The sequence below is a fragment of the Dolichospermum compactum NIES-806 genome, assembly GCF_002368115.1.
GTDB classification, from domain to species: Bacteria; Cyanobacteriota; Cyanobacteriia; order Cyanobacteriales; family Nostocaceae; genus Dolichospermum; species Dolichospermum compactum.
The window spans coordinates 3805436-3823687 of the sequence record NZ_AP018316.1 but is presented as its reverse complement, the minus strand read 5'-3'; the positions used below and the strand labels follow the sequence as shown (position 1 = coordinate 3823687).

Sequence of the window (18252 nt, the reverse complement as noted above, 5' to 3'; positions counted from 1 at the left end):
AATTCATACTTAAAATTAGCAAAATTATCAATTAATTAGGGCTTGCTAAAGGCTGATTTTCTTGAACTGCTGGTGTTTCCTCCGGGATAGATTCCACAGACGGACTGGGTGCTGATTTAGGAATCATAAACTGTCGCCAAGTTCTAATTTGTTCTTGAGCATCAGTATAAGCACCACTACCACGAGGAATTAAATTAGCTGTATCAATGGCTTTGGCAACATCAACCTCACTTTGAGAACGTGCCATTTGCAACAATTCTTGACTCCATTGGTCAATGGCAATATTCACATCTAAACGCAAAGTGTTACGACTAGATACCCGATTTGCCAACTGAATAGCTTGAACTAAGGCTTCTGGTGTGCCGGTAACTGCAACTTGCTTGGCTTTTTGCCAACTTTCTTTGGCGCGAATTTGGTCTTGCCAAGTATCTATGGAGGATTGAGCTTCACCAGATAAAGCGCGTCCTGAAGAGGCGATTTTTTGAGCTTCACTAATAGCCATTGTCAAATTACCACTGTCGGCTAATGCTTTGGCTTGATCTAAGTACGGTTGATCTTGAATGCGCTCAATTTTGCCTGTCCATAGCCTAATCTTTTTTCTGGCTTCTGGATATAATGCTCGTCCAGAGCGAATTTGATTAAGTTCAGCGATCGCTGTTTGTAATGAGATAACATCCTCGTTAATAGCTATTTGTTCCGCCCGATCTAAATATGGTCTATCTTCAATAGACTCCACCTGGCCACGCCAACGGCCAATTTCTTGACGGGCTTCTGTAGCCCGGGGATTATTCCCAGGAATTAATTGTACTTCCGAAATCGCTGCTGTTAAATCATTAACAGTTCCTTGACTAGCGAGATTCCGAGCTTTTTCTAACCGAGAAACATCTTGAATTTCTAATTGCCAACGGGCAATTAATTGTTGCGCCTCATTATAAATATCCCTAGAAGCATCTATTTGTTGAGCTTGAGAAATAGCCGTTTCTAACCCAGCCGTAGTCCCAATAAAAGCACTTCTTTGGGCTTCACCCAAAACCATAAAATCATCAACTTCAGCTTGCAATTCAGGAATAGATGGAATTTGTCGGGCAATTTCCAATGCTTGATCAGCATTTCGCTCCTTCATTCTCGCTTGTGCTAATTTGAGCATTTTTCTAGCAAACCCAGATATTAACTCTTGGGCTTTTTGATACAGATAACTATCTGGTTTAATAGTCTCAGCCAGTTTAATAGCTTTAAGCAAACTGTCTAAATTGCGATTATTTGCTAAATTTTCTGCTTTGTAAAGTTTATCCCCATCTTCTCTTGCCGTAACAATAATGTTATTTAATTGATCATATTTAGTGCTTGCCCAATATTTATTATTGACCCGTAGCAATCTAGCCGTGAGCATAAAAGCTGATTGCCAATGTCGTTGGCGCAATTCTTTTTCCGCTTCTTGGTAAATTCCTTCCGCCTTTGACCAAATCGTCTGCCACTTTTGAATTTGCTCTTCTACTAGTTCACTAACCTTCACGTCAGTAGGAATTTTTCGGGCTGTAGCGATCGCTTCCTCCAAATTCCCCGCTTGGAAACTCTCATCCGCCAACCTGAGAACATCCTGTGACCATTCCTCCAAAAGACGATTAATTTCGCCCCGCAAAGGATGATTGTCCGGTAATTGCTTAACCAGAGTAATTGCTTGGAGCAAATCATTAATAGTTTGCTTAGAAGCCGCCAACTGAGCGCAGTGTAGCCTTACTGACGCACTAGCCAAAGGCCAAAAAATTTGTGGACAATTAGGAGCAGTAGGTAACTTAAACAGCATGGATAAAGCTAGAAAACCCATGCTTCCAGGAATTAAAGTTAATACTGCTGCCCAAACTACCCAATTTTTAGTCCAGCGCGGCATTTTCTCAATTAAAACATTGAGATTAAAAGTAGGTTCTGAATTATCATTTATAGCCAAACCATCGCCATCTTGCTTTTTTCTTTGCTTCATGGACTGAGAATGAGAACCAATAGCAGCGGTATCAGCAGTTTGATTATTTTGTATGTAGTTAGGCTGAACCCCAATTGGTTCTCCTGCTTGGTCTGAAGACCAATTATCTGGAATATCCCGCTCTGTCATTGCTCACACCACACTAATTGAATAGCGATATGAAAGTAGATAGATCAATATAGATAATTTTATGTTTGCTATCCTCACTTTCCCATCTAGAAAAATCCGTCCTTAGCATTCACCACTGCCACCCATAACATTACTGTTTTTTGGTTTGAGTATGACTGGTGACATTAATCAGAAATTAAAGATTCTCTTTGTATATCTCCAATTAACTGAGTTAAATCATCACTACTTGCTTGATAGATATTACCGCAAAAGTCACAAGTAGCTTCTGCACCATCATCTTTCACAATCATGTCTTGTAGTTCTGCTTCTCCCAATATTTTCAGTGCCCCTAGCACCCGGTCAAAAGAGCAGCCACAATGAAAGCGTAACATCTGACTTTCAGGAAATATGTTCAATCCCATATCTCCTAACAAATCGTTAAAAATTTCTGTCAGTGTTTTACCTGCTTGCAGTAATGGAGTAAACCCAGATAAAGCCCCAATCCGCGATTCTAATGTAGCCACTAGCTCCTCATCCCTAGCAGCTTTGGGTAACACCTGGATCAATATTCCTCCCGCTGCCGTTACGCCCTGTTCTCCCACAAATACACCCAAAACTAAAGCCGAAGGAGTTTGTTCGGAACTTGCCAAGTAGTGAGCAACATCATCACCTATTTCCCCCGAAACCAGTTCTACTGTACTAGAGTAAGGATAACCATGACCGAGATCGCGGACTACATATAGAAAGCCTGTACCTACTGCCGCACCAACATCTAGTTTACCCTTATGATTAGGTGGCAACTCCACAGACGGATTACCGACATAACCCCTAACTGTACCATCTAATCCTGCATCTGCCAATACACCACCTAAAGGACCATCGCCCTTAACTCGAACATTCACCCTAGAACCTGACCGTTTCATACTGGCAGCCATCAACAAACCAGCAGCCATAGTTCTTCCCAATGCTGCTGTTGCCACATAAGATAGTTTATGGCGTTGTCGAGCTTCTTCTGTTAACCGAGTGGTAATCACACCCACAGCTTTAATCCCACCATCCGCCGCAGTCGCACGAATTAATTGATCTGCCATGAAAAACCTTACAATTCTTTACAAGATGACTTTTTTATTTTAGGTTGTTTCGAGTCAGGAGTCAGGAGTCAGGAGTTCGGAGTTCGGAGTTCGGAGTCAGGAGTCAGGAGGTGCAAGGAAGGGAAATATTCTTTTGCAACTGACCAATTACCAATTACCAATTACCAATTACCAATCACCAATTACCATGCTAGGTACATTTCAACAAAGCCAAATTCGTATCGAAGTTACAGCATCAGCCGATGCCATTCATGACAGTATTTTGCATCCTGCCGAACTAAAAAAATGGCTATTGGGGCAAAGTTTTCCCCCGGAAATGCCCACAGAATTACCCCCAGGATTTGAGTTCACCACCTGGACAGGACCCGTCTCCATTCATCACCAAGTAGACGTAGTAAAACCCAATTGTTTGCGCTTAATACTCAGTGGAGGCATTGACGGCTTTCACGAATGGTACTGGGGAGAAGGCTGGGTACAATCCCGCCTAGAAGGCATATCCATGTTACCCCTAAACTTAGGTCAAACTCTGAGTTTAGCCAGCTTACGGCAATTCTTAACCAAAACAAAGTAATTTCTCTTCCCTTCCTCCTCTCTACACCTCTGCGTGAGAAAAATATTATCTAGTAATTACGAGATCCATAAAAGCACACCTCCCGTCGCCAAAACACAGATAATTCCTGTTAACCCCGCGAGGGGTTTTTTATTGATACCTGTCACCCATGTAGGAACTTGATCTGTGTAGGTAATTAATCCTGCTGTATCTATAGTAGCGATCGCCCATACCCAACCAGCATGAAGTCCCCAAGCAATCCCTAAACTATTACCATCAGCTAATCTGGCTAATACTAAGACCATACCCATTAGCCATAATCCAGGCAGTTGAGGAAGAGTTTCTTTTTGTTCCCATACCAAATGTAAGACAGCAAAAACCAAGCTAGAAATAATTGCAGCTAACCAAATTGCATAATTTTGTTGTAACTGAGTGAATAAAAAGCCCCGAAATACAAGTTCTTCTATTCCCCCCACAAACAAAGCCACTAGGGAAATTGTCAATAAATTAGATGGGATTAACTTGATCTGAGATTTTTCTAAATAGCACCAACCGGCACAAATTTGCCCAAAAAATACTATAGCTAGACTAAAAATACCCAAGCTAAAACCCAGTAATAAAGAACCAAAAATAGAAACTTTCCCCACTAATCCATAATCAGGGAAAGAACCCAATTTCAACCCTTGAAATCCCCAGAGAATTAGCGGCACTAATAAATAGAGAGATACTAATAAAGGAATTTTTTGCTCTGGTTGTAAAGATTTGTGTATTTGCCAATTCAAGGTAATGGCTAAAATTGCTACTAATGGCAACCAGCAACCTATCCAAACAATAAAAAAAGCCACAACCAAAAATACTGGCGTATCTTTGAGAAACTCCAGCAGAGTAGGGACTGATGACTGTAAAAATAACAGTGGAATAGACATAAAAAACATGACTAACTTCCTGCAACAACAGATTTCTTGATGAATAATCAAGACTCTACTAGAATTTGTGACTCATGGAAGAGGTCAAAACGTTTTTTATGTCTTATCCCACTGCAATTATTTAACTACAGCTACTAATTAGCGGTAGCTTTGGGGATAAATTCATCAGAATTTACCTTAAACTTATCCCTGATAGGTGAAAAAATTTATTCTTCTGCGTCTGATTCATCAGCATCATCAGACTGGATTAATTGTTTATCACTTTCACCAAGCTGAATCAAGTGAATATGTTTGTAACCGAGTCTAATTTCAAATTCGTCACCGGGCTTTAGGTTCATCGCTTTGGTGTAGGTTGCACCAATCACAATTTGACCATTTTGATGAACACTGACCCGGTATGTCGGTTCGCGTCCACGTCCATCTTTTGGTGCTTCTGGGCTGAGGGGAATACCTCTAGCTGACAATAAAGCATCATAAAAGTCTGTTAAATTAACCCGAACTTGGCTATTTTTAGTAACGGTGTAATAACCACATTGCTTTGCTCTTTCCCGACGTGGCAAAGTAGAAAGTTCTTTAACTTTCGCCAGCAAAGTTTTTCCAGTTAATGGGGCAGTTGCAGTTTCAGTCATTATGCTCTAATTTTCCTTAATCTCTTCAAATTGATAGCGTAACATGGACTTAGGCATTTCAGAATTTTCTTGTGTGTCTAGTATTGAGCAATCAGCGCAACTGGACTTCAGAAATCAACAAAACATGAGGGTGATGGGTGAGTTCCTGCTGATATAGCAGCAACAGAAGACTCTATTATAGTTGTCCATAATAGGTTGATAAGTCATAGTTGCCACAGACATTTATTTCAGTAATTTTACGGCGTTTTTAACCATCATTGGCCATCGGAAATTAAATTATTTTCTCTTTGGTCACTGTTGTAACGGTGTAACTTCAAGCCACCTTTACAAGTCAGGTTAGTTCTACTCCAAAAAAGATAAAGCAGTCCGGTCTTGAGGTTTCCCCAATTAGAGGAACTGCCGCGTAGAGCCAATAAATTACAGGTTTTTCACATTCACTGCTGATCTCTCTTGCCTTTGAGTTACAGGACTAAAGACAGCATAGGATTTGTATGTAGTCTGACGGACATACACCCTTTTATTTTGCCAGTAGAGACATGAATTTTCTAGTCTCTACATTACGAAGAAACCAAAGAAGTATTAGCCGTGCTTATGCGGTTATTGTTCCTGATTTTGTTAGTTCGTAATTTTCTATTAAATACTAGCATGAAATAATAATAGCAAAATATTTTTTGAATTTAAAATTCATATTACAACTAAATTTTGATCTAGATCCCTGGAGTTGAGTAGCTAAAATACAGTAGAGATTTTCCTCAAGCTTGATACTGTCGTGAGGGTGATGCCAGGACTTTTATAAAAGTTAATCTAATTTAGACGTGCTTTGTGTGAGTGAGTCAGTTAAATTCTAGAGTTTCTATAGCTTCACTACAGGAGCTATCTGAGACTATAAACAAAAAGTGGGGTGAAAAATCCCTGTTGTTAATCATTATGAGATTCAAAGCTGTGATAGCGAAGCACTCCGCAGGAATCAGATTATCTACGTCTGTCTAGGGGAAGAATAAATTTACCATATCTATGGGATATTTGATAGCCACTCTTCTTAGGTGTTCACTTGCTTTAACACTTATATATATTTAAGGATGTAGAATTTTTATAACTGGGGCTTGACGAAAGAACTATTAAGTGTAAAGGATTAATGGTGAAGGCTGCTGTCAACTCAAGCGTAGGAGAAAATCTATTTTTATACTTTACGCTTCATACTTCATCCTTCCCTAGTTTCATGATTTTTGAGGTAGGTAAGGTAAGAGAGAAGATTTGAACCCAAGATTTGGATTGATCATAATGGAAGTTATTTTTAAGATTACTCGACAAGAAGAAAATTCTCACCCTGTTTTCAAGTCTTATGTTTTGGAGGTAGAACCAGGTAATACTATCCTGGATTGTCTCAATCAGATTAAGTGGGAACAAGATGGAACTTTAGCATTTCGCAAAAATTGCCGCAATACAATTTGTGGTAGTTGTGCTGTGCGGATTAATGGGCGTTCTGCTTTGGCTTGTAAGGAAAATGTGGGGAGTGAACTGGCTAGACTGGAGAAAATATCATCATCTGCAAATCAGCCTCAAACTACTCCAGAAATTACAGTTGCACCTTTAGGGAATATGCCTGTAATTAAAGATTTGGTTGTAGATATGAATAGTTTTTGGCATAATTTGGAGAAAGTTGCCCCTTATGTGAGTACAGCAAGTAGACAAGTTCCTGAAAGGGAGTTCTTGCAAACGCCACAAGAGCGATCGCTTCTTGATCAAACGGGCAATTGTATTATGTGTGGAGCTTGTTATTCTGAATGTAATGCTGTGGAGGTCAATCCTGATTTTGTTGGTCCCCATGCTTTGGCTAAAGCCTATCGCATGGTGGCAGATTCCCGCGATAATAATACAGAACAAAGATTAGAAACCTATAGCACGGGAACTCAAGGGGTTTGGGGTTGTACTCGTTGTCTTTATTGTGATGCGGTTTGTCCGATGGAAGTTGCCCCATTAGAACAAATTACGAAAATTAAACAGGAAATTCTGGAGCGTAAACAAGCTGATGACAGTCGGGCAATTCGTCACCGTCAGGTTTTGGTGGATTTAGTTAAACAAGGTGGTTGGATTGATGAACGCCAATTTGGGGTTCAAGTGGTTGGTAATTATTTCCGCGATTTGCAAGGTTTACTCAGTCTTGCACCTTTGGGGTTAAGAATGCTAGTTAGGGGTAAATTTCCTCTTTCTTTTGAACCGTCCGCAGGAACTCAGGAAGTGCGATCGCTCATCGAATCTGTACAAAATAGTGATTAGTTAGTTGTCATTAGTCAGTTGTTCGTTGTCAGTGATCAATGGTCAGTTGCAAAAGAATATTTTCCTTCGTTACTTTCTTCTTTCTGACTCCTGACTCCTGACTTCTGACTTCTGATTGGGCGCAAGCCCTGCGCCCCTACCTCCTCGATTAACTGGGATCTTGGGGAATATTTAATTTTCGCCCAAATCGGTCATACACTAAAATATCCCATTGTCCATTATTACTGTACTCAAAGGCGATTCTACTACCATCAGCACTAATTGTGGGATTGCGGACTTCTCCTTGGATATCACCTGCTAAATTTCGTGATTGACGGACATCTCGATCATAAAAAACAATTTGTGTTCGTCCTTGACGACTAGCAGCAAAGACAATAAATTTACCATTGTCAGAAGCCGCAGGATGGGAAGCAATTGTATCAAAGGAATTTAAACCAGGTAAGTCTACCAAATTACGAGTCACTGTATCAAACATATATATATCTTGACTGCCTCGGCGATCGCTCGTAAATACAATATATCTCCCAGAAATTTGCGGATTTAATTCTGACGAGAAACTATTTAAACTCCTTCCCCCGGAATCAAATGGGTAACTGAGTAAGCGCGGGTAGCCAAAACACCCAGTTAACAGAGTTGAACATAAAACTAAAATTACTGATAATTTATAATTCATAGGATTGTGAAATAAAAAAATTCCCCCTCTCAAAGGAAAGGGGAGAAATTAAAGATGAACTTACAAAAACCAACCGTAAGAATGTAAACCCTTACCCAGAAGATTCACTCCCAGGTAACAAATCCAAACTACAACAAACCCAGCAGCGGCTAAAATTGCCGGTTTTCGACCTTGCCAACCGCGAGTTATTCTAGAATGTAGGTAAGCTGCGAAAACTAACCAAGTAATTAACGCCCAAGTTTCCTTGGGGTCCCAACTCCAATAAGAACCCCAGGCTTCATTAGCCCAAACCCCACCGGCAATAATCCCAATTGTCAGGAGAGGAAATCCTAACCCAATGATGCGATAACTGATATTATCCAGGGTTTCAGCTAGATTAAGACGTTGAGGTGAGAGGATTTCAGCAGTTTGAATGGGGGTAGTTGTGACTAAATCTAAAACCGCAGTCCCATTTCCATTGTTATTGCTTTCAACGCGAGAAAAGCCATTAGTTTCCACACCAGGTGTGGATGTAACTAACTCACCAGCTTTAAGTAATTTATAACCATTACTCCGATAACCGCCATTACCAACGGAACTACCTTGTAATTGGATATTTTGCCCGCGAGTCACAATTAAAAAAGCGATCGCTAACAATGCACCCACCATCAAAGCTGAATAACTCAACATCATCACACTGACGTGCATCATTAACCAATTTGACTTTAAGGCCGGGACTAAAGGCTCTGATACCTGCATATTGGATGGTAAGGTCAACGTAGCAAAAGCTGTAATTCCCATCGCTACAGGTGCAGTTACAACTCCCACCAAACGGCTACGACTGCTATTTTCGGCAATTAAATGGACAGCAGTAATTCCCCAAGTCAAGAAAAATAAAGATTCGTAGAGATTACTCAGGGGGAAATAACCCGCTTCGATCCATCTTGCTCCTAATAGAGTCGCCATACACAAATTAGCGCTCGCCATGCCGGCTGTTCCCAAAGCCGCTGTCACCGACAAACTCGGAAAAGCCGCTCCCACCCAATAAACCAACATCGTACAGAATAAGACAGCAAAAGAGGCATTATCCAGCCAGTTCTGGAGTACAACCAGATTCATAAACACTTCTCTCCAGTGGATGCTTGAAAATATCAATTCCGATTATCTTGATCCTATCTGGTTTTGGGGATTAGTCATTGGCAAGATTAACTTTCATAATTTATAGCACCCATATATAGAGTTAGGATATGTAGTACAAGATAATATTAATGTCAAGAATTTGATTTTAAAGAATGGCGATTTGTGTGTATTCCTGGATGCTGAAAAATTAGCAGGTAAGCCGATAAAATTAGTCAGAATGCTTATAGCAGTTAAATCTGTGAAAATTCTAGATTGAAATATAAGGTGAATGAATTAAAATTATTGCTATGCTAAACCGAATCAAAGATTTAACAACAAACATATCATCCCGCTTAGTTGAAATCCGTCGCCATATTCACGCACATCCAGAACTTAGTGGCGAAGAATATCAAACTGCTGCCTTTGTTGCAGGTGTGTTATCTGCTAATGGCTTGCACGTAGAAGAAGGTATAGGTAAAACAGGTGTCATTGGTGAATTACAAGGAACTCAATCTAGTGATACAATCTTGGCAATTCGCACTGACATGGACGCTTTACCCATTCAAGAACGCACAAGTTTAGAATATGCTTCTCGGATTGAAGGAGTCATGCACGCTTGTGGACATGATATTCATACTACAGTAGGTTTGGGGACAGCGATGGTACTTTCCCAAATTGCCCCAGAATTGGGTGGAAAGGTGCGGTTTTTATTTCAACCCGCTGAGGAAATTGCCCAGGGTGCAAATTGGATGGTAAAAGATGGAGTAATGAATAATGTCGCAGCTATTTTAGGGTTGCACGTTTTTCCTTCGATTCCTGCGGGTTCAGTTGGTATTCGCTACGGTGCGTTAACAGCCGCAGCAGATAATTTAGAAATTATTATTATTGGTGAGTCTGGACATGGTGCGCGTCCCCATGAAGCCATAGATGCAATCTGGATTGCAGCACAAGTGATTACATCATTGCAACAAGCCATTAGCCGTACTCAAAATCCTTTGCGTCCTGTAGTGTTGAGTATTGGACAAATTAATGGGGGAAGAGCGCCAAATGTAATTGCTGATAAAGTACAATTATTGGGAACAGTGCGATCGCTTCACCCAGAAACCCGCGACAAACTACCACAGTGGATTGAAAATATAGTTGCTAATGTTTGTAATTCTTACAATGCAAAATATCAAGTTAACTATCATCGAGGTGTACCCAGTGTCCAAAATGATAATGCCCTAACACAATTATTACAATCATCAGCGGAAGAAGCTTGGACTAATAATTGTGTACAAATTTTACCAGAACCATCTTTAGGTGCAGAAGATTTTTCTGTTTATTTAGAACACGCCCCTGGTTCAATGTTTCGTTTAGGTGTAGGCTATGAAGAGAGAATAATTAATCATCCCTTGCATCATCCCCAATTTGAAGTTGATGAATCTGCTATTATTACTGGAGTAGTCACATTAGCCTATGCAGCTTATAAATATTGGCTAAATTCAGGACTATAATTGGGGTGATTAATGAATTACAACAATCACAGTTCAGATTCTTTAAATAAATTTAAGAAAAATACACTGTCAATCATGCCACCAATCGGAACTAAAGACACAAATTCATCAGAACAAACCACTAATAATTGGTATTTAGTCGGTGTCCGTTCTAAAAAAAGAGAAGTATTTTTAAAATATCTGAATTTAGCTATTGGACAAAATCAATTACAAGATTTGATCATGGAGATAAAAAGTCCCCAAGATGCAGTTTATCAAGATATTGTTTTATTAAAAATCAGTAATTTCCAAACTGCTTGTATACAACTTCAAAAAATAGAATGTTTCCAAAATATTGAACGGAAACCTTTAGCATTACCACAAGTAAATAGAATGTTGGGTATTGGGTGAATTTTGCTACAAATAGCTGATTACCTACTTATAAAAAATGCTTTATAACCGTCAACAAAGCAAATTAATTATCATTTCTACACTCATCGTTATAGCGATGGGTTTTTTCTTTAAATATTATCCAGGAATTGGACATGAATGGTTAAATAATTATGGTGCAGCGATATTTTATGAAATATTTTGGTGTTTATTTGCTTTTGGGTTTTTCAGAAGTAAAAAAGCCGTTATCCAAATTCCTATCTGGGTGTTTATTCTGACCTGCATCGTCGAATTTTTACAACTTTGGCATCCACCATTATTAGAAGCGATTCGTGCTACCTTAATAGGTAAGTTATTATTGGGGACTACTTTCCCTTGGTGGGATTTTCCTCATTATCTGTTAGGTTCTATTTTGGGCTGGTTGTGGTTAGAAAAACTCTGGAGAATAGATCATGCAAAAAAGAGTCAAAGTTAAACCCAACTCCAAACAACAAAAGATTGAGGAATTAGCAGATGGTAGTTTAACTGTACATCTCAAATCACCACCTGTAGATGGTAAAGCTAATGAAGAGTTAATTAAACTATTAGCTAAAAAGTTTGATGTTCCTCAATTCTCTATCTCAATTAAATCTGGGACAACATCTCGACAAAAATTAATTGAAATTGATGGGATTTAGGGACTAGAGACTGGGGAATAGTTTTTATAATTACCAATTACCAATAAAATTAACCACGCCATTTGGCACGATTGCTAGGTATGATATTCTATCTGCGAACATTTAAACATTTACCCAGCAAAACTTGACTATGACTCAAAACTACCGCATTACCTTACTTCCTGGCGATGGCATTGGTCCTGAAATTATGTCCGTAGCGGTGGACGTGCTAAAAGTCGTAGGGAAACGATTTGATCTTAGCTTTGAATTTTCTACAGCCTTAATTGGTGGCGCTGCTATTGACGAAAACGGCGAACCTTTACCTGCTGTCACCCTAGATATGTGCCGCAATAGTGATTCCGTCCTCCTGGCTGCTATTGGTGGTTATAAATGGGATTCTCTGCCCTCGAATTTACGCCCAGAAGCAGGTTTATTAGGGTTGCGGGCTGGCTTGGAACTGTTTGCTAATTTACGGCCTGCCAAAATTCTTCCCCAATTAATTGACGCTTCTACCTTGAAACGGGAAGTTGTAGAAGGTGTAGATATTATGGTGGTGCGGGAACTCACCGGCGGAATTTATTTTGGTAAACCCAAAGGCATTTTTACTACCGAAACCGGAGAAAAACGCGGTGTAAATACGATGGTTTACACAGAATCGGAAATTGAACGGATTGGTCGCGTGGCTTTTGAAACGGCGCGGAAACGGGGTGGTAAACTCTGTTCTGTGGATAAAGCCAATGTGTTAGAAGTATCTCAATTGTGGCGCGATCGCATCACTCAACTTTCCTTAGAGTATACTGATGTGGAATTATCTCATTTATATGTGGATAACGCTGCCATGCAATTAGTTCGCGCTCCCAAACAGTTTGATACAATTGTCACAGGCAACTTATTTGGTGACATTCTCTCCGATGCAGCAGCAATGTTAACTGGTAGTATAGGAATGTTACCTTCTGCCAGTTTGGGTGCTGATGGTCCCGGTGTCTATGAACCCGTTCACGGTTCAGCCCCAGATATTGCCGGACTAGATAAAGCCAACCCTTTAGCACAGGTTTTAAGTGCCGCTATGATGTTGCGTTATGCTTTCAACCAACCAGAAGCAGCAGACTTAATTGAAAATAGTGTGTTACAAGTTTTACAACAAGGTTATCGCACAGGAGATATTATGTCCCCAGGAATGAAACTAGTCGGTTGTCAAGCTATGGGTGAAGCACTCATGGAAATTCTCGAACTAAAATCACATTAAAATATAAATCTGGAAATTTTAGCATTTATTGTGAAAATTTTCAGATAAACTAAGAGCAAATCTATAACTTACATAAAAGCAAATAGTGTACGCTTTACAACAAGAACAAGCAAACTTTACCTCACCAAAAAAGCACCCGTCTTTGATTGATCCTACTGTAATTAGAGCCGCTAGTCATATTTACTATACCTACTGTGAAGTCCATCCAGAAATAGTAGGAAAAGCTACAGGGGTAGCAATTAGTCGGGTAACTCATCGGGGTAAGGTGATTTTTACTCATTACCCAGTGCTATTACCACAGGAATGCTTTGTCCCGTTAAATCAAATTGAGTCCTATATGTATTAGTCAACTAGCAACTGACAAATAACAATATGGACATTTTGATTTATATTCCAGCAAGTATCATTGTTTGTGCTGTTCTAGGTTTATGGCTGTTTGATGCGATCGCCCTTTTAGGTTCTATGGCTTTTGGCAAAACGGTCATGGGTGCAGGTGACGCTAAATTAGCTGCTATGATGGGAGCATGGTTAGGATGGCGTTATTTACTCCTAGCAGGTTTTATATCCTGCATTTTGGGCGTATTCATCGGTGGGGGCGCAATTATCCTCTCCCGTCACCAAATGGGACAAAAAATGCCTTTTGGACCATTCCTGGCGTTAGGTGCAGTCATCACTGTTTTTGGTGGTGAAACTATTTTGTCCCACTATATGAGATTATTTTTGCCTGGATATTAACATCATTTTTTAAATCTTTTTTTCATGCTTATGGTTTTATCAACCCAAACCTGTATCCCCCCTGACTGTAGCTGCTATTACCCCATTGAGATTTGAGATGTTGGTAATATCTAAGTCGGAACTATGATTTTGATGATTTTTATGAATGACATAATCATCCACATAAAAACAGTCCCATAAATCAAATCAATCATCCCAATCAAAACAATCACCCAAATCATAGTTCAGACATTTAATTACCCAAATCATAGTTCTGATTTTGACCTAATACCTAATTACATAAGATAAAAATGGCAAACAACGAAGAATCACGCGGTTTAAAGTCTCTATTTGATTGGTTCGCAAATCGGCGTAAATCAGGAAGTCCCAACTCAGAACGCCAAGAACGGGAAATTGCTGATGGTTTATGGCATAAATGCCCTAAGTGTGGTGTTCTTAGCTATACAAAAGATTTAAGAGCTAATCAAATGGTTTGCGTTGATTGTGGTCATCATAATCGAGTTGATAGTGATGAACGGATTCGCCAATTAATTGATGCTAATACCTGGAAACCATTAGATGAACATTTACGCCCTACTGATCCCTTGCAATTCCGCGATCGCAAACCCTATAGTGATCGCTTACGAGAAACACAAGAAAAACTAGGACTTGTAGATGCTGTCAAAACTGGATTAGGTCAAATTAACACCTTACCCATAGCATTAGGAGTCATGGACTTCCGGTTCATGGGTGGAAGCATGGGTTCCGTCGTCGGTGAAAAACTCACCCGCATGATTGAACAAGCCACCCAACGCCGTTATCCTGTAGTCATCATTTGCACATCAGGCGGGGCAAGAATGCAGGAAGGAATGCTCTCCTTAATGCAAATGGCAAAAATATCCGCCGCCCTCCAACGTCACCGAGACTCCAAACTATTATATATTCCCATTTTAACCAACCCCACTACCGGAGGTGTTACCGCCAGTTTCGCCATGTTGGGTGATCTCATCATCGCTGAACCCAAAGCAACAATTGGTTTTGCCGGCAGACGGGTAATTGAACAAACCCTCAGAGAAAAACTACCAGAAGATTTCCAAACCGCCGAGGACTTACTAAAACATGGATTTGTTGATGATATCGTCCCCCGCACACAATTAAAAACTACCTTGGCACAACTAATTGCCCTCCATCAACCAATCCCCACAACAACACCAAACATGGTTTTGTGGGAAACAATGAAATTGAGTTCCGCTACCGTTGAGTAACAGGTTACAGGTTACAGGTGCTACGCCACGGGGACAGTTAAGAGTGACTAGGAAATGGCGAATTTGACATTGGTAAAATGTTTATCCCTGCTCCCTGCTCCCTGCTCCCTGCTCCCCTACTTGCCCGGTTCTTGGACAAAAATCAGGGGAAGTAGCCCTAATAGTCGGCACAGGCTAGAGAGAGCAAATAAGCCTAATAAACCGCCAAAATTAGGACTTTGGGCAATAAAACCGCCGATTGTTGTTCCTAAAGCTCCACTTACACCCCCGACAGCCGCAACAATGGCAAAATAGATAGATTTATTCTTCGCAGGAGCAATTCCTAAATACATATTAGTGCTACACAAATCAACTCCTGCCCAAGTGATACCAGTAAAAATATGCAAAAGCGGCAACCATAGCCAAGAATCAAGTTGATGATTACCAATTCCTAACCATAATAATGGTGTAATTGCGACTAAAACGCCAACACAGACGAGAATGGGACGATTACCAATTCTATCAGCTAATTTTCCCCACAAAATCAACACTAACAGATTTGCCCCAGTCTGAAGACTGTTATAAATAGTTACTAAAGTCACATCTAAATCTAAAGTATCTAATAAATAGAAGTTGAAAAAAGGTGCGCTCAAATGCACAGCCAACATCCAAATACTGAAATAAAGTAGAAATAGTAAGAATTTAGAGTTCTGCCCAATAATAGTAATCCAATTAGTTTCTTCTTTGTAAATATCTTCAGGAGGATTTTCACAACCATGCAAACTATACTGATTTTGTAATTGCGGATTGACATCTGCTTGGAAATACTGGCAAAACAAACTAATAATTCCGCAAATAGTCCCTAAAGATAGAACTAATCCATAACCTTGGATAGTTCCACCATACCAATGTGATATTATCAATCCCGCTAAAGGAATACATATTAAATTCGTCAGATGACAAGCACTATTCCGAATCCCAAAATATCTCCCTCGTAACCTGCGGGGAACAATAATTGCTAACCAACTTAGCCAAGATGCACTTCCTAATCCTCCTAAAAGATGACTAAAAAGAACAATTGACAGTGTTAATACTACCAACTGTTGGGAATTTAGGACACTGGAATTATTAGCAAAAATACCAATTACCAGAATTAGCCATAATAAACGAGAAGTTCCAAAAGTTAATAGAGAATACTTGAATCTACTGGTAGTCTGTTCGGAAATGTAAGCACCCACAGGTTGAACAAAATTTACCAGCATGGGAATTGACGATAACATTCCAAATATCACGGGAGTAGCCCCCAACTCGACTAACAAATTACTGACTAAAATTCCTCCCGTACTCAAAGAAAAAATAGATGCAAAAATAGCATCTGCCGTAGAAGCTTGTAAACTGGTACGAATATCATTTTTAGTAAATTGCTTAGGAAACTGTTTAATTAGTGAAGAGTCGAGATTGGAAGTCTGAATATCCAGTGGTTCAACTATGTCAACTGGAAGAGAATTCATATTATCATGTCTATGAAACGGATGACGAATTTTAGAGGAAGTAAGTGGGCGTTAAAAAATATAATATAAACCTAACCCCCCAACCCCCTTCCCTACCAGGTAAGGAGGAGTCAAAGCCTCTACCCTGATAGGGGAGAGGTTTGGAGAGAGGTTTTACATTTAATTGTGCCAAGCTACTTATATCTAATCACTGATAAATTGTGATCTTTTGCTTTTGTATTTTTCAACAAAAAGTTTGTTGTTTCAATATCAGTTTGCAGACTCACAGTCTATAAAACACCTCAGAAAATGTCATCAGTATTGCATAATTAGGAGATTAATCGAGTTTTTGCAATTAATAATTGAGGAAAAGATCCAATTCTCCCTTATTTCTCCCCATGAAAATAATTGTTTATATTTATACTGATCCATTATTAGATACTGTTCCCAGCCCAGATGATTGGGGTTGGGAAGTAGATAAAATTTATGAAGATTTGGGAAAACGCACCCAATTACAACAATTATTAATTGATTGTCAAACCGAAACTGTAAATTATCTACTGCTGCGCCGATTAGAAGAATTAGGTGATAGTTTATCCCAAGTGAGCGATCGCCTCAATCAAATAGAAACAATGGGAGTCATGGTCATTACGACACAACAACCTTATGTTTCCAAATCCAATCAAATCCCCACCGAATTACTACAATTATTACCAGAAATTCAATATCAACAACGTAGTCGCCGCATTCGTCAGGGACACGCTCGTAATCGCCTAGAAACCTCACCACCACCAGGAAAATCCCCCTATGGCTACCGCAGAGGACAAGGTAAATATATTATTGATCGCACCACCTCACCCGTTGTTAAAGATTTTTTTGAATATTTTTTACTCTATGGTTCTGTCCGTGCTACCGTCCGTTATATAGGTAAAAAATACAGTAAAAATATTTCTGTAACTACAGCTAGACGTTGGTTAACTAATCCAGTTTATCGAGGTGATACAGCCTATCAAAACAGGGAAATTATCTCTGATACTCATGCAGCAATTATATCCAGAGAAGAAGCAGCGCAAGTTGATAGACTATTGCGACGCAACAGCAGATTACCATCACGGACGGCTAGTGCGCCCCGTTCTTTAGCTGGTTTAGTCATTTGTGATCAATGTCAATCACAGATGATTGTCACCAGTGTTACCCAGCGTCATCAGAATCAAGAGTATTTATATTTACGTGCAACTAACTGTCCTCAACAGCCTAAATGTCGTGCTATCCCTTACCAAGTAGTTTTACAAAAAACCATTGATCATGTTTGTCGAGATCTACCTTTAGCTGTCGCCGGGATCAATTTTCCCCAATTAGATGCAATTAAAAATAGTTTAGGGAATGATATATCTCGTCAGCAAGAAATCCTCCAGCAATTACCCACTTTCATAGAAACGGGAATTTTAGATATAGAAACTGCAAAATTAAGAGCTTACAAACTTCGCACAGAAATTTCTGAACTTCAAGCCAAGTTAGCGATTCTTCCTCCTGTGAATTTGCGTTCCGTAGCTCAAGCTGTTTCCATTCCCCAATTTTGGTTAGATTTATCAGAGGTAGAACGAAGATTTTACTTCCGTGAATTTCTCCAACAAATTCAAATTATCCGCCAAAACAGAGAATGGGATGTACAAATAATTTTTATTTTCTAAACCACAAGATACCCGA

Annotated in this window: 18 protein-coding genes; 11 read left to right on the top strand and 7 right to left on the bottom strand. The window is 39.6% G+C overall.

The genetic code is table 11. The features are described from left to right. Positions 1 to 31: 31 nt before the first annotated feature. Positions 32 to 2107, bottom strand: a complete 2076-nt coding sequence (locus CA730_RS18075) for a chromosome segregation ATPase (RefSeq protein ID WP_096669393.1) — start codon at positions 2105 to 2107, stop codon at positions 32 to 34. Positions 2108 to 2271: 164 nt separating this feature from the next. Beyond that, positions 2272 to 3177: an Hsp33 family molecular chaperone HslO gene (gene hslO / locus CA730_RS18070; protein ID WP_096669391.1), complete on the bottom strand. Its 906-nt coding sequence runs from the start codon at positions 3175 to 3177 to the stop codon at positions 2272 to 2274. A gap of 187 nt (positions 3178 to 3364) precedes the next feature. On the opposite strand from hslO, the gene CA730_RS18065 reads away from it, so the two are divergent. Next, a complete protein-coding gene (locus CA730_RS18065; RefSeq protein ID WP_096671624.1) occupies positions 3365 to 3748 on the top strand; it encodes a hypothetical protein in 384 nt (127 codons plus the stop codon). 56 nt (positions 3749 to 3804) lie between these two features. Here the strand turns inward: CA730_RS18065 and CA730_RS18060 are convergent, their stop codons facing one another. Together CA730_RS18060 and CA730_RS18055 are read right to left on the bottom strand one after the other, a co-directional pair. After that, positions 3805 to 4662 carry a CPBP family intramembrane glutamic endopeptidase gene (locus CA730_RS18060; RefSeq protein WP_172891211.1) on the bottom strand — a complete coding sequence of 286 codons (858 nt, stop codon included), beginning with the start codon at positions 4660 to 4662 and terminating at the stop codon, positions 3805 to 3807. Between the two features lie 197 nt (positions 4663 to 4859). Next, complete coding sequence (locus CA730_RS18055) at positions 4860 to 5282, bottom strand: AbrB family transcriptional regulator (RefSeq protein ID WP_027402704.1); 423 nt, start codon at positions 5280 to 5282, stop codon at positions 4860 to 4862. 1281 nt (positions 5283 to 6563) lie between these two features. Between CA730_RS18055 and CA730_RS18050 the strand changes: the two genes are divergently transcribed. Further along, positions 6564 to 7559, top strand: coding sequence for a succinate dehydrogenase/fumarate reductase iron-sulfur subunit (locus CA730_RS18050; protein ID WP_096669389.1), 996 nt, complete (start codon positions 6564 to 6566; stop codon positions 7557 to 7559). 148 nt (positions 7560 to 7707) lie between these two features. On the opposite strand, the gene CA730_RS18045 is transcribed toward CA730_RS18050, so the two are convergent. Both CA730_RS18045 and ccsB read right to left on the bottom strand, forming a co-directional pair. Then, a complete protein-coding gene (locus CA730_RS18045) occupies positions 7708 to 8232 on the bottom strand; it encodes a TolB family protein (protein WP_096669387.1) in 525 nt (174 codons plus the stop codon). 60 nt (positions 8233 to 8292) lie between these two features. Beyond that, the gene (gene ccsB, locus CA730_RS18040; protein ID WP_096669385.1) at positions 8293 to 9330 is read right to left on the bottom strand and encodes a c-type cytochrome biogenesis protein CcsB; all 1038 of its coding nucleotides are present in this window, start codon (positions 9328 to 9330) and stop codon (positions 8293 to 8295) included. Between the two features lie 308 nt (positions 9331 to 9638). Here ccsB and CA730_RS18035 point away from each other — a divergent pair, with 308 nt between their 5' ends. The 8 genes from CA730_RS18035 to accD all read left to right on the top strand — a co-directional run bounded on the left by CA730_RS18035 (position 9639) and on the right by accD (position 15076). Next, entirely contained in the window at positions 9639 to 10826 is a 1188-nt protein-coding gene (locus tag CA730_RS18035) for a M20 family metallopeptidase (RefSeq protein WP_096669383.1), read from the top strand. A 75-nt stretch (positions 10827 to 10901) separates the two neighbouring features. Continuing rightward, entirely contained in the window at positions 10902 to 11216 is a 315-nt protein-coding gene (locus CA730_RS18030) for a chromosome segregation ATPase (protein WP_096671620.1), read from the top strand. 37 nt (positions 11217 to 11253) lie between these two features. Further along, the gene (locus CA730_RS18025; RefSeq protein ID WP_096669381.1) at positions 11254 to 11670 is read left to right on the top strand and encodes a ribosomal maturation YjgA family protein; all 417 of its coding nucleotides are present in this window, start codon (positions 11254 to 11256) and stop codon (positions 11668 to 11670) included. Continuing rightward, positions 11648 to 11872 (top strand): DUF167 domain-containing protein, encoded by a 225-nt coding sequence (locus CA730_RS18020; RefSeq protein ID WP_096669379.1) that lies wholly within the window; start codon positions 11648 to 11650, stop codon positions 11870 to 11872. The genes CA730_RS18025 and CA730_RS18020 overlap by 23 nt, the downstream gene beginning before the upstream one ends. Positions 11873 to 12002: 130 nt before the next feature. Then, complete coding sequence (gene leuB, locus CA730_RS18015; RefSeq protein ID WP_096669377.1) at positions 12003 to 13097, top strand: 3-isopropylmalate dehydrogenase; 1095 nt, start codon at positions 12003 to 12005, stop codon at positions 13095 to 13097. An 85-nt stretch (positions 13098 to 13182) separates the two neighbouring features. Further along, positions 13183 to 13443 carry a hypothetical protein gene (locus CA730_RS18010; protein ID WP_027402002.1) on the top strand — a complete coding sequence of 87 codons (261 nt, stop codon included), beginning with the start codon at positions 13183 to 13185 and terminating at the stop codon, positions 13441 to 13443. 26 nt (positions 13444 to 13469) lie between these two features. Continuing rightward, positions 13470 to 13832, top strand: a complete 363-nt coding sequence (locus CA730_RS18005; protein ID WP_330221273.1) for a prepilin peptidase — start codon at positions 13470 to 13472, stop codon at positions 13830 to 13832. A gap of 290 nt (positions 13833 to 14122) precedes the next feature. Further along, complete coding sequence (gene accD / locus CA730_RS18000) at positions 14123 to 15076, top strand: acetyl-CoA carboxylase, carboxyltransferase subunit beta (protein WP_096669375.1); 954 nt, start codon at positions 14123 to 14125, stop codon at positions 15074 to 15076. A gap of 116 nt (positions 15077 to 15192) precedes the next feature. Here accD and CA730_RS17995 read toward each other — a convergent pair whose 3' ends face one another. Then, positions 15193 to 16566: an MFS transporter gene (locus tag CA730_RS17995; protein WP_096669373.1), complete on the bottom strand. Its 1374-nt coding sequence runs from the start codon at positions 16564 to 16566 to the stop codon at positions 15193 to 15195. 377 nt (positions 16567 to 16943) lie between these two features. Here CA730_RS17995 and CA730_RS17990 point away from each other — a divergent pair, with 377 nt between their 5' ends. Then, complete coding sequence (locus tag CA730_RS17990; protein WP_096669371.1) at positions 16944 to 18236, top strand: recombinase family protein; 1293 nt, start codon at positions 16944 to 16946, stop codon at positions 18234 to 18236. Positions 18237 to 18252: the final 16 nt, after the last annotated feature.